This is a genomic window from Pseudomonas sp. B19125 (genome assembly GCF_044218855.1).
In the GTDB taxonomy this organism is placed as follows: Bacteria; Pseudomonadota; Gammaproteobacteria; order Pseudomonadales; family Pseudomonadaceae; genus Aquipseudomonas; species Aquipseudomonas edaphica.
Genome location: NZ_CP162589.1, coordinates 4,738,501 through 4,754,252 on the forward strand (window position 1 = coordinate 4,738,501; position 15,752 = coordinate 4,754,252).

The following is a 15,752-nucleotide window of genomic DNA, read 5'->3' on the forward strand; positions in this document are numbered from 1 at the left end:
CTTTTCCTCAAGGCCTGCAGGAAAACAACTTTCCCAATTTATATAGAACCCAAATACATCCAGATATCCCGAGATTGTGTGATCGCTATGCAAGAACTGCTGAGGGAGTGCCCTCGGGACCATTGGAGACCGGTGCATCAGTGGCATTCGCTACATCCACTCACTCACAGCATTCAAGTGCGAGCTGTGGACGCAATTCGACGAATTTCTCATGAAATTAACGATTACTCCAAATGGTACAACGACGGATATAGGTATGTCGTAATCACACCGAATGATTATAGTCCCGATCATGCCGAGCAAATCGTGCGCGCCACCCAAACGGCAGCGACTGTAAGTCAGGCCGCTCAAGAGCTCGCAGATTGTTTGGCTCATCTTAATGAATACGCTGCAGGCAAGAGGCACCCCGGTAACATTTCTTAATCCGGTGGCGGTTCGAGAGCTCGGGATGAAGCTCGACCCACGATAGGAGCTGCCTTTCCAAGCTGGTAGCAATCAAGGCGATACCCGGTTGAGGGCTTCATCCGCCTTGTCGGCAGCAGTGCCGGTTTGGCGGGTCAGCTCTTCCAGGCGCTTGTCGCGCTCACCCATCGCAGTGTCGTAGGCCTTGCGGATGTCAGTCACTTGGCTGCTCTGCTTCTCGGCGAGCGACCAGTAGGCGGCCTGGTAACCCAGAACTGCACCACCACCCACCAGCACGACTGCAATGGCCCAGACCTCAGCCCGGCGCCACCAGCGGCGCGCGATAAATTCCAATGCGCATCTGTCCATCATGCGACTCCTCCCAACTTGGTGCGCAGGCGGGTGATCTCGTCGCTCTGTTGCGTCACGCGGTCAGTGAGCTGGGCGACCTGGCTGGTGAGCGCTTCGATCTTGCCTTCCATACGCCCAACGGCAGCCGCCAGGTCGTTCCGCTCTTTCGCAAATTGATCAGCTCGGGCCTCCGCTTCTTTGCGGGCGGCTCGCTCCTGGTTCAGCAGCTCGTTCTGGCGCTTCAGCGTACCGATATCAGCGCTATCCATTGCGCGGTCGGCCGCATCCTTGGAAAGGAACCGGCGGAGCCATAACAGCCCGCCCAGCACTACGGTGGCACTACCGCCCAGCCAGGTAGCTGTGCCTGGGCCGAGGTCAGTAGGATCCATCGTCACTCCATGAAGAAAATGGCCTTGGCCAGAATTAGGTCAGCCCCGGCGGCACTCCCTGCTCAGTGCGAAGGGTGTGGCAGGGCCGAAAACGAAAAAGCCCCGGCGAATGCTGAGGCCTCAATATGTACCGGGCCCAACAACACAAAAGTGTTGTATTAAAACATAAATGTTGTATTGTGAGCTCGGCAAACAACGAAGTGAGGTGATGGGGTTCAGCGAATTCAGGCGATGGTTCAAGGCCCAAGGGGAAATGCTGGAAGCGGGCATAGGAAGCCACTTCAAAGTCACCTCCCCAAACGGTAAAAAGACAACCTTCGCAGATCTACGCGCTGAACCATCACCAGGAGATATTTCTATGTACGACTATGCAATGCGATTCGAGCAAGACGACCATCTGGGGTACGCAATCTTCTGTCGCGACCTGCCAAAGCTCAACAGCTATGGTGACAACCTTGAGCATGCAATCCGGGAGTCATTCGATGCGGTTGAAACGACCTTGTCCCTTTACGTTGACCAGCGCTTGCCTATTCCTGAAGCATCTGCGCCACGCGATGACGAACGAGTTATACGCCTTTCCGCGGTGACGATTGCGAAGATCACGCTCTGGAACAGAATGATGTCGCTTGGGATGCGGAAGTCCGATCTATGCAAGCGGCTGAAAATATCCCAGACACAGGGTGATCGCCTGGTTGACTTTCTGCACACATCAAAGATGGAACAATTGGAGAAAGCCTTGAAAGCACTGGACACCGCTGTACGCGTAACTTCCGCAGATCCCGAGTGGATCGACCTTCCGCACGGTGGAGGTCAAGCTGGGTTTTATGTCGGTCGCCTCGTGGACGAGCTTCGCACCCGGCCTAACCAAGAGGCGCCTATCGGAGCGACGAAGAGCAATTTGGACGAGGTCAAACCTGAGTCCCTGGATTTTTTCCTGCGCAGCCGTTACGCAAAAAATCCCAACACCATGCAGGCTGTCCAGTCTGTAATCCAGGCTATCGTTGACACAGACAAATTTGAGTATTTGCCTCGTGCACCCGGTCAACCCGCGGGACTACTCCGTCTGAAGTAATTAGAGGCCCTGGCTGTGAGCCCGAACGTTTTTCAGAAAATTGTGAGAGTCGTTCCCCTCCTGTCCGCCAAAAGCTTCACCATCGCCGGCACCCAACTGCACCAGTCTCGACGGATCACCTCGCGCAGCAGATGCAAGCATGATGGACTGCGCGCGGATTGCCGGTGTTTTATGCAGCACGGCACCACCGGCTTATCAGTGTCCAGATATCCCCCTAAAGACTGCCCTGGTTACAGGTGCAACAAATGGCGGAGACAAAAAACCCGGCTCGGTGGCCGGGCTTGAGTCTAAGGATTGAGCTCCTTAGCTCGTAGGTATCCCTTCAGTCACTACGGCAGCAGGAGCCTCCAGAGCAAGCCGCTGCTGTCGCTTTTCCTCAAGCAACTCAACGAGTGAGGCCCGATGTTTTTCGGTATGCGCGAGGAATGCGGATCTTGGAAGCAAAAGACGCACAGGCGCAGGCAGAAGCTCAAAAGCTTTCTCCGCAACAAGCAAAAACACTTCGTCATCCTTGATGCGATCATGCGTAACAGTAAGCAGGCCATCAACCACGACGCGCTCTATCTGTGGCCAATTTTTTTCCAAATACTCAGTCGCTGCGTTTGCCCCCTCTCCAACAGAGTTAAGGACTGCATCCTTCGCTGAGATCGCCGTCTCGCTAACGGCCTCTGACAATGCCTTTGCCTTGTCGGCCAAAAATCCGAACATATTCATCCGCTCCATGAATGCACGATAAAGATTTATCGACACCGATTGAGCGTTCTTTAGAACAAATTTCTAGCATAGAAAACCCAGCGCTTGACTGGGTCTAGGATTTGTGAAAATCAAGAATCTAGCTGGTGCAAGATTCCCCGAATTTCTCCAGCGTCAATCGTGGCCTGCATGGACTGGAAGAGCAGCACCACGTTGTGGCCTCGGAGCGCAGAATAAAGCTCATGTCCAAATTCGGTTTTACGCTTCACGCCCAGAATGGCGGGGCCATGCCCAGATGCTGGTGCCTTCTCAATCAGGCCAACGAATTCCATTTGGGCTGCGAGAGTTTCGGCCCAATTGTGGAAGTCTTCTACTGGCGGGAGATCACGTTCTCCAAGACTTTCGAGATGTCTTCGATACGCAGACCCAGCGAGAGAGGGAGTAAATGATTGCCCCTCGTTGGCCGAGGCCAGAATACGCTTAGCGAGCTCCCACATTTCCATACATATCACTCCTTTGAAGTTAGGAGGACTTTGCCATGACTACGGAAAATAAAAAACCCGGCTTGATGGCCGGGCTTTACTATGCAACCTAAACGCGCAAGATCGACAGGATGGACAAATACTCTCTCACTCTCTCACTCTCTCACTCTCTCACTCAGTGCAATGGTTTTTTGCTACGCGGCACAACTTTCGATAAGCCCCTCTGCATCGAGCAGTTCCTAAGCGACGGCCAGCGCTTCGTTCACCTGGTCATCAAGCGTCTTTCGGATCCCTGAGCGCCACCGGTAACGCGTCGACTCAGGCTTGCCGTCGTTATCCCAGTTAGTGATGTCGTACCAGGCGGCTGGCAGCACCGAGGCGGAGCGCTTGCCCTCGGCACCAGCCACCTGCGGAATGGCCCTGGTCAGCACGGCACATTCCCGGAAGCGTTTCGGCGCCGGCGTCTTCACCGAGTTGAGCAATTTCAAAATAGCTCCGTGCTTGCGCTCCTGGTGCGTCGAGTACTTCGCCACAAGTGCCCGCCAGTGCGCCGGGGTCAGCGCCTTGTGTAGCCGACCGAACACCCAGCAGTCCTGGAGAAACGCCGCCTCCCTGCCGACGATCTCCCCCTTCTGCTGGCGCACTGAACCTTCGAATCGAAGTCGCAGCCGCCGGCGGAAGTGATCGTCTCGGCGGCCAGCGCCCGAACCACTGCTGAAACAACATTGCGATAGGTCATGCTGCCTCCCTCTTCAGTTCTCTGGTCTTTGCCCGGTACTCGGCCTTGATGGCCTTGATCTCTTCCACGGTGTACTTGCAGGCCGAGTGCAGACCTTCGAGCCATGCGACCTTTTCGGCGCCGATGCGCTGCACCAGGCGAATGCGGTACTCCACGGCGTTGCCGGATAAGTTGCGATTGCACTTCACACACTGGCGGTGGATGTTCAGCGGCTCGAAGCGCAGCTCTGGGCAGGCACCCACGGATCGGTAATGCCCAGCGTCCCACCGACTGCCGGTCATGAGGTCGTTGTCGTTCGGCGTCGAGTCGCAGCTGATGTAGGGCAGGTGTGCATCACGGAGGCGCACGTACTCGTTCACCGCGGCCTGGGCTTCGCGCAAGTGACCCGGCCGACGCTCGCCATTACTGCAAGCTGCACTTCGGCGTGCAGATCCTGCTGAACGAGGACGCTGGCTTTCAGGCCGAGTGGTACCGGGTCATGCGTCATCTGCCCTACGAAACGAAGCTGGCCATGATGGGCGATTGAGTCGGAACATCCAGGGAGCTATCGACGCAATCGAAAAAGAGGTTCATCGGCTGAACGAGCTCAAGCGCATCAGGAAGAATACCGTCGGCAAGCTCGACGAGTACCTGCGCAAGAACATGGAGGCCGCCGATTTGAAGACGATCAGGCGGCCCTTGTTCACGATCACTTTGGCTCTAGCGCCCGAAAAGGTCATCGTCGATAAAGAGGACGATATCCCGGACGACTTCATCGACACCAAAACCGTGTTCTCTCCCGACAAGCGCGCCATCGCGGCCAAGCTCAAGGAAATCCGAGAGCACAACGTAGCCGTACGAAAACGCATGGCCGCCGGTGAAGATGCAGAACACGAACTACTCGAAGAGCCCATCTGGGCACACCTCGAGCGCGGTGACAGCTCCATCCGGATCAAGTAAGACAACAGGGTCCTGTAGGAAAAGTGACGTCATGACGGCGGTCATACGTTTCGGGTCAATTCGACCCACACTTAAATACGCACTTCACTTAAGGATGAGTATCATGAACGATGATTTGAAGCAGTCAGGCTCTACTACTACCTCGCAAACGACCACCTCTCTAGAGCAGGTTAAAACCGGCAGGGTCTTGGATTTCACCTGGGCGCCAAACGCCAACACAACGACCACCACCGTCTCAGCGGACTTTGTCGACTACAAGGTCGACACCTCCCAGGGCAGCCCTACTGGAGACAGCCACTCCATTGCGCGCTTTACCTATGTCCAAGGTACAGGCGGTGGCCAGATCAGTCAGCTGTTCCTTGAAGAGATGCGTGCAGGCGTACGTGCCAACACCCAGATCGGGCTGATGGTAGGACGCAAATGGGTTCTGGATCCCAACGCTGAAGTATCAGGCAGCATCGGCACCTACGTGGTCGAGCAATTCGATGACATGCGCGCCAGTGTGAATTATGTCGGCGCCTTCGCCCGCGTCTTCGCAGACCCACGAATGGTCAGCTACCACGCTGGGGGCCACGTACACACCAACGTCTCCATCACCGGCAGCAGACCACTGACTATGGCGGACTCAGGTAAGTCGATCCTGGTCATCAGCGACACTGACGTCACGCTCACAATTGGTGATGACGTGACTGAAGGGTTCAAGGTGAATTTGATCCAGGCGGCCGCCGGCAAGGTCAACATCGCCGTATCGAGTAGCCATGTGATCTACAGCAATGCTGGGAGTCGCACACGCACGCTCAACCCACTAGATGAGTTGGAAGTCAGTACCTTCCCATTCGGGCCCGTGTTCCTGGCCTTCCGGGTCAGACCTACGGCCTAACGATCCATTGCGGGCTGGTAGAGATGGATCTTGCTGCCAGCGCCGCATCAACATCCAAATCACCGGTAGACCTGGCTCGCACTGCCGGCCAGCGGAATACAAACCGTCTGGTGAAACCGCAAATGCCCCTAAGGATCAAGATGAGCTTTCAAGTCAAGGTTTTCATTCTCCTTGAAACTGATAGAAAGCAAACTAACGTCATAAAAAACCTAAGAAGCAATTCGCTATAACAGCCCCTTATAGCCGAATATCTGAACAACTAAATTTACAATCTCAATATGATATCAATTTGACACCTCAAAAACTTGTGAACTCTAAGTTCTAGAGCTAAGTTAAGTTCTGTTGGCAATCGCCAACAAAAACTCAGGATGAGGATACTGCAATGAGCGACTGTACTTGCAAAGAACATAAAAACTCAGACTCCAATGAACATGTACCCGATTATTCTACAGTCGGGTTCGACGCAGCGGCGGGCTCAGCCCCCAAATTAGATGGTGTACTAGCTCTTAGGATGTCCGTGTGCGTTGGGGCCAGCTACAATCAGGCCACAAACAAAATCTGCTTTACCATTCCCGTATATGGCGATTATTGCTTAACATCGCCAATTACAATCCCGGTAAGCGGACAGCTAAAAGTTTGTGCCGAAACATGCGGATCTATTATACCCACAGGTCTTAAGGCTACTGTCTACCTGAACGGAACCGTGCTGTTCACAGCAAAGCTATTTGGTATCTGCTAAGTATCAGAGCTTAACTAGCAATACCCAAAGAGGTACTGCATTCAGCATCTCTTTGGGCTTTTTTACATTTACCCCTGCGCAACTACAACGCCGCACTAGCAGATTTTTCTTATAGGTTACCGCTATTCAGAGTTATGGATAATTATTAGAGCAGTAAATCGAAAAACAACAAACACGTAAATTCGAAGAGGTAGGCCATGGCTGCCGAACAGAAGGAACGCACAGCCAAGCTTGCCGAGAAACGGCAGGAACTGGGCGAGCAGGAATTGCGGCACACGGTCCCGTACGGCACCCGGCAGATGCTCGACGATCTGATGCTCTGGCATGAGGTAGAGGAAGTCAGCGAGGCAGTGCAACTGCTGGTGCTGAACGGACGTGCCGAGGATATGCCGCCGGCGCCGCCGAAGGTCAAAGGGCCGTCCGATATCATCCGTCACTACTTCCGGCAGGGAATGCGTGACCGGCTGGCGGCAATCACCGCAGAACTTGGCGAGACGAAAGACCGGGCGACCATTTGGCGGTTGATCGCACACGCCCAGTCGCTGGGCGCCGATGAATCCGCAAGCTACTTCAAAATCAAGCGCCACGTTTTAGACGTATCCGAAAACGTGGCGCGCAAATTACGGCAAGCAGGCTTCGCTGAATCGCTCCAAATGAACGCCGAAGAAGACGAATAATCCAACAAATCTGACTAAAACCTTGGTCAGGCTCAGACCTTAGTCGACTGCGTGAAAGCCCACCCAAATGCGACCGCTGCGATGACTGGTCGAATCAGATCTGTCGCTGGCGCCATGCCGGTAAAAATTTGCAGGCTAGCAAATACGAAGACGACAACTGCAGCAAGGATGCCCAGCACGGAAATCCAGCGGAAATATCTTGGAAACATCGAATCACTCCTTTGCGAAGGCCGCAATCGTAATTGCAATGAGCCATCACATCAACTCTCGCTGCATCCGGTAACCGGAGGGCGGCGCCTGACTGGAGATAATCCATGAGCAACTACATGTACAAGACCACCGCCCCTGCCGTGGTTGCGTCGGTCATCGCATGGGAAACCAAGCGCAAAGAGTGGGACGCCCAGCGCGTCAAACTTGGCCAGGTGTTCGGTGGTGCGGCCTCGCCGATGCGGTCAGGTAATCGAAGCTACGTCGGCGGCGTGAAGATCAGTGATAGCCGCGAACTGGACGTGCACTGGTGCCGACCCGACCAGTACGACTACCGTGCTCTGCGCTCCAGTGCCAAGCCAGCGAAAGGAACGCCAAAGGAAGCACGCGCCGCGCAGGTCGTCGAGCATGAGCGCCTTTCGGCACTGTGGAAGGAGCATTGCCCCGCCAGCATCGACATGGACGAGGCATGGGAGGCAATTGGCCTCAGCCCGGGCGCCCTGTGGATGTGTGGCGGTGTGTTCTTCGAGCTGGATGGGGTTGTATACCTGAACCTGGGCCTAGGTCTTGAGGATGGAAACGAGAACATCGAGGGCGCCGCCGAGATCCTCGGCAGCGAGTTTGAAGCGGCGCGGCAGCAGGTATTAAGCCAGCGCAACGCGGCTTGAATTGTTACTCCGTCCTTGATAGCACCAGTGCGTGGGCATTACTAATCTCTTGCACGGCCTGAACCCCGTAGGCGTTGCTGGCAATTTGATAAGGGCTGCCGCTGTCGATGATATATAAGCCGGCCTTTTTAATGATATTTCCGACGTCCACACCACCGCCTGTTTCGGCGGCTGCAATAATAGCGACGAGCGCCTGTTCCAATGCGACTTCACGATCTGTTGGCATCTGTCTCTCCTTGATCCGGCTCCATGCCGGACACCCGTAATACCGCCGCCAACACCAAATTGCCATTGCCCCGGAGAACGGTGCCTACCTAAACAAACACGATACTCAGCTTGGGGTTTCGCTAACGACTACCCATCTCATTTTGTATGGGTAGTGGTCGTCGCCGTAGCTGCACTGCAAGGAAAGATCCTCTGTGGGTTGAAGAGTGAAGGGCTTTATCGCTTCCGTTGGCTTTCCCCCGCCCCATGGATTGAAGATCTCTTTAACAACGACCCTATATGCCCGTTTGGCATCGCTGTTTACCAGATGTGCGATTTGGCCGGCTGAGGCGAACCCGCAGCGTTCATTGTATTTGACCGTTACGACAGGATCCGCAATTGCTGGGCCAGACAAAATCAGTGCGACGAAAAAACCTACCCAAATTCTTACTCGCATAGACACCTCGCGCATTCGTGCTAGCCCTATGCCAGCTCTAAGGTTATAGACCACCAAAACCAAATTGCCACCACCGGACGGCGGAGGGCGGCGCCTGACTGGAGATAATCCATGAGCAAGCCAAAAGTCGACCCAGCATCGCGTAAGGTCCTGGCCTACTCCGTAGAGACCAACGACCCCGAAGAATCCAACATCCAGTTCGCTACTTCGAACGCGGCGGCTCGACGCCAGGGTGCGGACGAGATTGGCACTGACTTCGGCGCGGTGTCCTGCCGTCGCGCTCATTGGGCCGACCAGTATGTCGGCCAGCGCTTTATCCCAGCGAAAGCCTACATCGATGCTGGCTGGTGGTTCGGATGCAACCACTGCGGCGCCAGGTGCGACAGTGATGCCAGCTACTGGGATGAAGAGACCGAAACCGATATCACACTGGATTTGGTGTTCGACGGCCGTGTCGTTTACTGCTCGCCTGAGTGTAAGACTGGGCACGAAGCTGAGGTCGCGGCCCGCAATGCCAGATTTGAAGAATTCAAGGTTCGTTTGGTAGCAGAGCGACCCGGCGTGACCTTCACCGAGTTCACCGGCGGATACCCGTGGTGCGGTAACAAAGGGTTATTCACCTTCCCTGGTGCCCAGTACGGCGGCTCAGTTACTGACAACGAAGAAAGCACGGAACTGAAATGGTATGTGGCACAAAGCGACAAAGCTGCTTGGGACTACTTCATTGCTGGGCAGTCCGTTCCTGATTAGCCCTCGCCTATTGCGCCGAGCGCAGATTAAAGATCAGGCGCCCTGATTACCTCGACTCCGCCACTATATCCATCTGCAAAGGAAGTTAAGCTCAGTAAAGCCTTTTCGGGCGCACCGTTGAGCACCCACAAAGATTTTCGGCTTTCATCGGACTGATATCCTTGAGTGGATATTTGATCTAGAACTTTGTGCATTCGATTTGCGTACAGGGCTATGTTCTGCACGTCCCTAGCGACCAAAGCTCCAGGGAGTTCGTAAATAGGAAGCCTTGCAATCCATAGTGCTGCGGCCTCAAGAGCTTCTCTATGTAAGGGCGCACTCCCTTCAATCATGATATCGGGCATCTTCCTGGCAACCTCAATTACGCGCCTAGCAACAATTTCAGCAACCTCAACCGTAGCCCTGAGCGACGCAATACGCTGAAGCCTGGCTTCTTCCGCCGCGTGGTTAACCTGGTATCGAAACAACTTTTGCGACTGGCGTCCTTGCCACCATGCAACGCCTATAGCAACAAACAAAGCAACGACCGACCCAATTGCTTGAGCCCACGATGCTAGTCCTGAGTGGCTATCCATCCAATTCAACTCTATCCGCTCCTTCCGGCCCCATGCCGGTCACCCGTAATACCCCATATCAAACCAGAGTTCCACTACCCAACTCGGTGATGACATGCCTGATATGTACTCAGAGCAGCGCACGCGGCTGCTCAAAGAAAAGATCGCCTACGACCCAGAGACTGGGTTGTTCACCTGGAAGGTTGATCACTGCCGACGCAAAGCGGGCGAAGTGGCGGGATCGATAAAGCCTGACGGCTACGCCTACCTGAAGCTCCACGGGCAAACCTACGGCGCTCACTGGGTTGCATGGATGTTGGTCACGGGGTCATGGCCAGAAGGCCCGATTGACCATCGAGACGGTGACCGGAGTAACAACCGACAGACAAACCTGAGGGCAGCCACCAGAGCGCAGAACAACGCAAATGTGCCAGCGCGAGGCGCGTCAGGGCTGAAGGGCGTGTGTTACAGCAAAATGGACCGGAAATGGAAGGCTCAACTCTGTATCAATGGTAAGCAGACTTGCCTCGGATACTTCCATACGCCCGAGCAAGCTCGCGCCGCATACCAATCGGCAGCCAATCAGCATCAAGGCGAGTTTGCGCACCACCGCTCACGAATAGCCTAAACACCCCCCACCTAAAACGAATCACGCCAGCCGGCGAGCCAGGCGCACGCTTGGAGATAACCCATGAGCGTTCCCGCAAGTGCGTTGAGCGACGAAGAGTGCCTGCACTACGCAGCGCTTGAGCCGGCAGCCGCCGCTGAGCTGACCCGGCGCCTTACCGCGCAATGCATTGACCCGAGCGCTGAGGCCGAGAGCCTTCGCGAAGATATCCGCATGCTCGAGAGACGGGCCGACGACGCTGATGAAGAGTTGGATCAGTTGCGATACGGAGCTGAAGAAGCGTGCAGGTACATCAAGCGCGCAATAAACCACGGCGGGTATGTTCTGATGGACATCACCTTACGCATGCTGCAACTGCAAGAGCTGAAAGCCGCACAGGGCTTCGACAAGGACTACATCATTGACCGTGGTCTGTTCATCGATCCGGTGACCGGCGCCGAGCAATGGTTGCCGATCAACAAGACCAATCAGGTCAGGCTCATCGGCAACAGCGTTTGTCCGGACGAAGCGGAGGCTCTGGTCAGGGCGAACGCCGCTGACATCATTGAACTTTATCGGCGGCTTGCAGCATAGGCCTATGCTTCAACTCTCGGAAGATACATTCCCCATCAATCATCGAACTCGAGCATCAACATATCGGCAGCTATTACATCATCAATATCTTTAGCGCTAAGAGGCTCTCCCTTTTTATCACTTTTCTTAAGAGTCTTTTTTCCTATTATTAAAAAAAGCTTTCTAAAAATTAGATATTCACGAAGGCCTTCATGTCCCAGCTGAAATAAACGATTGCGCTCTTTTGCTCCGAAGTCTTCAGAAGACCGCAGCGGGTCTTCATAGTTTTCAGGGAAGCTCATGAACGTATATACCACATTAATTATTCTAGTAGGAATCCAGCTTCTACCCCCTTCAGGATGATCGACGCCACTGACAACCTCACCAATAGTCTGACCTTGATTCCCCCCACAAAAAAATGCGCCTCTAAGCTCTTTTCCACCGACTTTCAACATATCTCCAAATTTGTGCCTCTGAAAATCACGTTCTGCCTCGAATATCAAAGCGTGAGTTTCAGTGGTGACTTTTTGGCTTAATACTTCAGCTCGAGTTATCAAACGAGCACAAGTTACCCAAGCAACTCTATCGTTTGTTAATTTACCGTCCACCACAAGCACATGCGCCGCCCTCTCAATTAAGGACAAAGCGCTTTCTAAATTTGTAGCTGATTGAGAGTACTCTTTTTCATGCTTGTGAGACCTTATCCCGACGAACATGGTTCCCGCGATAAAAACCATAATAACTACTTGTATGCAATCAGCAGGAGTTAAAGCCTGCACCTTTAGCGCACCACTCCAAACAAACAAGCTAATGATAATAATTACCTCTATACCAATTATTACGTAAGTCCATTTTTTACAGAAACATACCAAAGCATTCCAGCAACCACGAATCCAATTACGCATTTCAAGTCCAGCGCTATAGTTAATCTTTAGAGGAGAGAGCCGGGTTCTTATCAAAGTTTCGGTCCACACCGTTTGTTTCAGTCTTTATTCGATCCTAGATTAATCCGGAAGACCAACAGTAACTGAAGACTAACATTCATACCAATTCCGCCGCCACCAGCAGCGCGCTCCCCCTTGAAAGTCAGCCGCTATAGCGGCAAGGACGAAGTCATGCCTGAAGAAATCAAATTGATCCAGCCAGCCCCGGTCGTGCGCGACGAATACGGCATGTTCGCTCACCCCGATATGCCCGACTTCGACGAGGGCGACGGTGATAAGTGCAAGGCCTGGGTCGCTGCACAGCGGTTGCAGGTGAACATGGTGCAGCTCGAATACCACAGCGACGAAGCGGTGTCTGAGCGCTATTTCGAAGCTGGCGACCCGGACTGCAGCTACTGGGATCCTGACCGCCCTGAAGGTGAAGGTTGGTTCTGCCTGTCCATCCACGACACTGACGACGGCCCGGTCTGCTGGTGGGCGCGCCGGGAAGTAGCACCGTGAGCGTTATCGACGACGTGATGACCGACAAGATCACCCTGCACGGCCTGGGCTTTGTGCAGATCCAGCTGGAAGGCAAGCAGCGCATGCACGTCTGGCACCCTGAGCTACCACGCCGGGCGTGCTTTGAGCACTCGGCCATCCACAATCACCGCTTTGATTTTAACTCTTTGGTAATCGTGGGCACGCAGATCAACGTTGAATTTTCCGAGTTACCGCCCGCAGCCGCCTGTTTCAAGCAGGCAACGCATGAACTGTACATCCATGAAGGCGCCCGCAGCGCCAGGGGCGGCCGGCCATGGGTGCGCAATGGAACTGTAGAGATGCTGCAAACCTGCCGGCAGGCCATTGCTGCCGGGTCGACGTACCGCACGCGGGCCTACGACTTTCACCAAACAGAGCCAGGTGGTGACGGAAAGGTAGCGACGATCCTGAAAAAGGGTTGGGAGGGCCAGCAAGGCGCGCAGTCGAGCTGCGTAATCGGAATTGAGCCCGATGGCGACTTCGACCGCTACCAGTGGTCACCGGCACAACTCTGGGAAATTGTCGCCGACGTGATGTTCGGCCAGCGGGTGACGCCATGATCGCCACCCTCTGGTTCGCCTACGTCTTCATCTACAAGGCAGCGAACTGATTCGGCATGCCTTTCGGCTCTTAGTTTCATGCCAGAGTGCGAGGAGGATTGGGCCCATACTCAACGAATACATCGGCCACACGCCGATCTTATCCGCGCCGTGAAGTGCAATGGCTGAAAGCCCGACCACAACGGCAGCGCTGTATCCAAAAACTACAGAACTTTTCATAGTGATATCTCGAATTCCATTTTCGAAAGCTGGGGGTGAATAGCGAACCTGATACGTCTTGATCTACAAGGGGCCGAGATTATGGTTATAGAAATCAGTCAGCACTCGGTGCTCCATCATTTTTTTGGAAATAGCCATCTCAGGGCGACCGAAAGAGCCGCTGCTATGAAGGAAGCAGCAATTTTCGAAGATGAATGAATCACATTGAGAAAATCTCCAAAGGTCGCCGTCTCCGGATCAGCTTCCACTAGAAATAATACGATAAATCCAAGATAACAGCCTAGAGCACACGCCAAAAAAGCCTTCATTTCAGAGCGCGCAAAAGCTATGAAGCGTTGAGTTAACAAAGTACCACGGTGGGCGGCGCTTCTTAGCGACTCGTTGAAACTCATAGCCTGGTTCCTTCCATTGATTGCTGGCTGATCGATAGTAAATCAACGCAAATAAAACCCCAATCCCCCTACATGCCTTCCGGCGAGCGGAGGTCGAGGTATTCGTATGCCTGCAAACTGTGAATACAGCATGGAAAAAAGTGATGCCTCGAACCTGGCGGGCATGGCGCAGCTGGATCTGGAAGAGCGGCGCTCTGCGCTTGAGGTTTACCTGCAGATCCATGGACAGCGCCGTTTGGTTGAGTTCACGGCACAACTGATCGGCATGGCCAACTCGGTCGCGGAGAACTGCGCTGAGATGAGCGATCAGGTGCTGATCGAGGAATGCGGCGTCCACCCCGACAGGTTTACCAGCGTGAACCTGCCAACGCTCATCGGCGCATGCCAGGGCGTAATGATCGCCAGCAAGTGCGACCTGGCGGGCGCGTGCCATGGGTGCGCTTACCGCCTCGGCTCAATAGCCAATCAGTCACCCATCACCACGTGTGATGCGGAGTTCATGGAGCACAACCAGAAAGGGTTCATGTGTCACGCGCACCTCGACGAACGCGGCGAGCCCACCAAGGTATGCGTCGGGCACGCGAAAGCAGCAAAACCCTAACCCACCTTCTGCCGCCCAGCGCGGCTCATTGACTCACGCCGCCCGCGGCACGGAGAATCAACATGGCAGCAGCAGAGAAAATTGATCGTTTCCTGCGCCTCGACGAGGTGCTTTACACCACAGGCCTGGGCCGCAATACAGTTTATCGGCGGATCAGGGAAGGCACATTCCCAAAACAGGTTAGAATAGGCCCCAATTCGGTCGCTTGGCGCCAGTCGGCAATTGCTGAATGGATGACATCAACAACGCCCAGCAACGACCAATCAGTACATTGATCAGTACACCAGTTACTGGCAATACTCCACAAGCCACGCAACACAAGCCCTACAGGTCACACCGTGGAAATCTTCAAAGAGTTTACCTTCGAGTCCGCCCACCGCCTGCCCCATGTACCGGAAGGCCACAAATGCGGGCGCCTGCACGGGCATTCGTTCAAGGTGGCTATCCACCTGAGCGGCGACCTGGATCCCCATACCGGCTGGATCCGCGATTTCTCGGAAATCAAGGCGATTTTCAAGCCGCTCTACGAGCGCCTCGACCATAACTACCTCAATGACATCCCTGGCCTGGAGAATCCGACCAGCGAAGTGCTGGCCAAGTGGATCTGGACCGAACTCAAGCCCCTGTTGCCGGAACTCAGCGCGATTCGCATCCACGAGACCTGCACCAGCGGTTGCATCTATCGCGGCGAGTAAGCGCTTGAGTGTTTAAAACCACCTGCGGGTGGTTTTTTTATGCCTGGCCCCTGCAATTGTAAAGCGTGCTTGACATGAAAAACCTGCACACCCAACGTAAAGCACCCTTTGCTTAAACTTCAGCGACGGTTTCCTGGAAACCGCGGGCCTGCCGCGCCTGTCGGCCTTCATGGTCTGGCCGATCATGAGCGGCGTCTGGTGTGTGGCCACAATCATTGGCACAAGGCGCTATCAATGAATAATCAGTTGCGCCAGTTACGCGCAGAACTGGGTTGGTCCCAGGCCGATCTGGCGCAGCGCCTGGGCGTGTCGCGCCAGACCATCAACGCCATCGAGACCGGCCGCTACCACCCGAGCTTGCCGCTGGCGTTCAAGATCGCCAAGGTGTTCGAACGGCCCATCGAAGCGATCTTCGAAGCGCCAGTGGACTGAGCCT

21 protein-coding genes and 4 pseudogenes are annotated in these 15,752 nt (G+C 54.5%); 14 read left to right on the forward strand and 11 right to left on the reverse strand.

What is annotated here, in order from left to right:
- Positions 1–495: 495 nt before the first annotated feature.
- Positions 496–771: a hypothetical protein gene (locus AB4P96_RS21320; RefSeq protein ID WP_395600995.1), complete on the reverse strand. Its 276-nt coding sequence runs from the start codon at positions 769–771 to the stop codon at positions 496–498.
- Positions 771–1,142 carry a chemotaxis protein gene (locus AB4P96_RS21325; protein ID WP_395600048.1) on the reverse strand — a complete coding sequence of 124 codons (372 nt, stop codon included), beginning with the start codon at positions 1,140–1,142 and terminating at the stop codon, positions 771–773. The genes AB4P96_RS21320 and AB4P96_RS21325 overlap by 1 nt, the downstream gene beginning before the upstream one ends.
- Positions 1,143–1,350: 208 nt before the next feature.
- Between AB4P96_RS21325 and AB4P96_RS21330 the strand changes: the two genes are divergently transcribed.
- Positions 1,351–2,214 (forward strand): type II toxin-antitoxin system HicB family antitoxin, encoded by an 864-nt coding sequence (locus tag AB4P96_RS21330; RefSeq protein WP_395600049.1) that lies wholly within the window; start codon positions 1,351–1,353, stop codon positions 2,212–2,214.
- A 303-nt stretch (positions 2,215–2,517) separates the two neighbouring features.
- Here AB4P96_RS21330 and AB4P96_RS21335 read toward each other — a convergent pair whose 3' ends face one another.
- From AB4P96_RS21335 to AB4P96_RS21350, 4 genes and pseudogenes are all read right to left on the reverse strand, one after another.
- The gene (locus AB4P96_RS21335) at positions 2,518–2,922 is read right to left on the reverse strand and encodes a hypothetical protein (RefSeq protein ID WP_395600050.1); all 405 of its coding nucleotides are present in this window, start codon (positions 2,920–2,922) and stop codon (positions 2,518–2,520) included.
- 116 nt (positions 2,923–3,038) lie between these two features.
- A complete protein-coding gene (locus AB4P96_RS21340) occupies positions 3,039–3,410 on the reverse strand; it encodes a hypothetical protein (RefSeq protein ID WP_395600051.1) in 372 nt (123 codons plus the stop codon).
- A gap of 218 nt (positions 3,411–3,628) precedes the next feature.
- Positions 3,629–4,128 (reverse strand): annotated as a pseudogene (locus AB4P96_RS21345) (hypothetical protein).
- Positions 4,125–4,520: pseudogene (locus tag AB4P96_RS21350) on the reverse strand (recombination protein NinG); the annotation flags it as partial. The pseudogenes AB4P96_RS21350 and AB4P96_RS21345, both read right to left, overlap by 4 nt.
- A 130-nt stretch (positions 4,521–4,650) precedes the next feature.
- On the opposite strand from AB4P96_RS21350, the pseudogene AB4P96_RS21355 reads away from it, so the two are divergent.
- The 3 genes and pseudogenes from AB4P96_RS21355 to AB4P96_RS21365 all read left to right on the forward strand — a co-directional run.
- A pseudogene (locus AB4P96_RS21355) lies at positions 4,651–5,067 on the forward strand (siphovirus Gp157 family protein); the annotation flags it as partial.
- A gap of 103 nt (positions 5,068–5,170) precedes the next feature.
- Positions 5,171–5,947: a hypothetical protein gene (locus tag AB4P96_RS21360; RefSeq protein ID WP_395600052.1), complete on the forward strand. Its 777-nt coding sequence runs from the start codon at positions 5,171–5,173 to the stop codon at positions 5,945–5,947.
- A 936-nt stretch (positions 5,948–6,883) separates the two neighbouring features.
- The gene (locus AB4P96_RS21365; RefSeq protein ID WP_395600053.1) at positions 6,884–7,363 is read left to right on the forward strand and encodes a hypothetical protein; all 480 of its coding nucleotides are present in this window, start codon (positions 6,884–6,886) and stop codon (positions 7,361–7,363) included.
- A 32-nt stretch (positions 7,364–7,395) separates the two neighbouring features.
- On the opposite strand, the gene AB4P96_RS21370 is transcribed toward AB4P96_RS21365, so the two are convergent.
- Positions 7,396–7,572 (reverse strand): hypothetical protein, encoded by a 177-nt coding sequence (locus AB4P96_RS21370; RefSeq protein WP_244383648.1) that lies wholly within the window; start codon positions 7,570–7,572, stop codon positions 7,396–7,398.
- Between the two features lie 105 nt (positions 7,573–7,677).
- Here AB4P96_RS21370 and AB4P96_RS21375 point away from each other — a divergent pair, with 105 nt between their 5' ends.
- A complete protein-coding gene (locus AB4P96_RS21375; RefSeq protein WP_395600054.1) occupies positions 7,678–8,238 on the forward strand; it encodes a hypothetical protein in 561 nt (186 codons plus the stop codon).
- A 4-nt stretch (positions 8,239–8,242) separates the two neighbouring features.
- Here AB4P96_RS21375 and AB4P96_RS21380 read toward each other — a convergent pair whose 3' ends face one another.
- Positions 8,243–8,464: a hypothetical protein gene (locus tag AB4P96_RS21380; RefSeq protein ID WP_094953491.1), complete on the reverse strand. Its 222-nt coding sequence runs from the start codon at positions 8,462–8,464 to the stop codon at positions 8,243–8,245.
- Between the two features lie 546 nt (positions 8,465–9,010).
- Here AB4P96_RS21380 and AB4P96_RS21385 point away from each other — a divergent pair.
- Positions 9,011–9,649 (forward strand): hypothetical protein, encoded by a 639-nt coding sequence (locus AB4P96_RS21385; protein ID WP_395600055.1) that lies wholly within the window; start codon positions 9,011–9,013, stop codon positions 9,647–9,649.
- A 26-nt stretch (positions 9,650–9,675) separates the two neighbouring features.
- On the opposite strand, the gene AB4P96_RS21390 is transcribed toward AB4P96_RS21385, so the two are convergent.
- Complete coding sequence (locus tag AB4P96_RS21390; protein ID WP_395600056.1) at positions 9,676–10,233, reverse strand: hypothetical protein; 558 nt, start codon at positions 10,231–10,233, stop codon at positions 9,676–9,678.
- An 85-nt stretch (positions 10,234–10,318) separates the two neighbouring features.
- On the opposite strand from AB4P96_RS21390, the gene AB4P96_RS21395 reads away from it, so the two are divergent.
- A complete protein-coding gene (locus AB4P96_RS21395; protein ID WP_395600057.1) occupies positions 10,319–10,831 on the forward strand; it encodes an HNH endonuclease in 513 nt (170 codons plus the stop codon).
- Between the two features lie 312 nt (positions 10,832–11,143).
- A pseudogene (locus tag AB4P96_RS21400) lies at positions 11,144–11,404 on the forward strand (DNA cytosine methyltransferase); the annotation flags it as partial.
- Positions 11,405–11,439: 35 nt separating this feature from the next.
- Here AB4P96_RS21400 and AB4P96_RS21405 read toward each other — a convergent pair.
- Positions 11,440–12,288, reverse strand: coding sequence for a hypothetical protein (locus AB4P96_RS21405; RefSeq protein WP_395600058.1), 849 nt, complete (start codon positions 12,286–12,288; stop codon positions 11,440–11,442).
- A 210-nt stretch (positions 12,289–12,498) separates the two neighbouring features.
- Here AB4P96_RS21405 and AB4P96_RS21410 point away from each other — a divergent pair, with 210 nt between their 5' ends.
- On the forward strand, positions 12,499–12,828 hold the full coding sequence (locus AB4P96_RS21410) for a hypothetical protein (protein ID WP_395600059.1): 330 nt from the start codon (positions 12,499–12,501) through the stop codon (positions 12,826–12,828).
- Positions 12,825–13,409, forward strand: a complete 585-nt coding sequence (locus AB4P96_RS21415) for a hypothetical protein (protein ID WP_395600060.1) — start codon at positions 12,825–12,827, stop codon at positions 13,407–13,409. Before AB4P96_RS21410 ends, AB4P96_RS21415 begins: the two co-directional genes overlap by 4 nt.
- A gap of 335 nt (positions 13,410–13,744) precedes the next feature.
- On the opposite strand, the gene AB4P96_RS21420 is transcribed toward AB4P96_RS21415, so the two are convergent.
- Complete coding sequence (locus AB4P96_RS21420) at positions 13,745–14,020, reverse strand: hypothetical protein (RefSeq protein WP_395600061.1); 276 nt, start codon at positions 14,018–14,020, stop codon at positions 13,745–13,747.
- Positions 14,021–14,150: 130 nt separating this feature from the next.
- On the opposite strand from AB4P96_RS21420, the gene AB4P96_RS21425 reads away from it, so the two are divergent.
- The 4 genes from AB4P96_RS21425 (at position 14,151) to AB4P96_RS21440 (ending at position 15,748) form a co-directional block, all read left to right on the forward strand.
- Positions 14,151–14,621, forward strand: a complete 471-nt coding sequence (locus AB4P96_RS21425) for a hypothetical protein (RefSeq protein ID WP_395600062.1) — start codon at positions 14,151–14,153, stop codon at positions 14,619–14,621.
- 62 nt (positions 14,622–14,683) lie between these two features.
- A complete protein-coding gene (locus tag AB4P96_RS21430; RefSeq protein ID WP_081609232.1) occupies positions 14,684–14,896 on the forward strand; it encodes an AlpA family transcriptional regulator in 213 nt (70 codons plus the stop codon).
- A 63-nt stretch (positions 14,897–14,959) separates the two neighbouring features.
- Complete coding sequence (gene queD, locus AB4P96_RS21435) at positions 14,960–15,316, forward strand: 6-carboxytetrahydropterin synthase QueD (RefSeq protein WP_003237990.1); 357 nt, start codon at positions 14,960–14,962, stop codon at positions 15,314–15,316.
- Between the two features lie 234 nt (positions 15,317–15,550).
- Positions 15,551–15,748, forward strand: a complete 198-nt coding sequence (locus tag AB4P96_RS21440; protein WP_395600063.1) for a helix-turn-helix transcriptional regulator — start codon at positions 15,551–15,553, stop codon at positions 15,746–15,748.
- Positions 15,749–15,752: the final 4 nt, after the last annotated feature.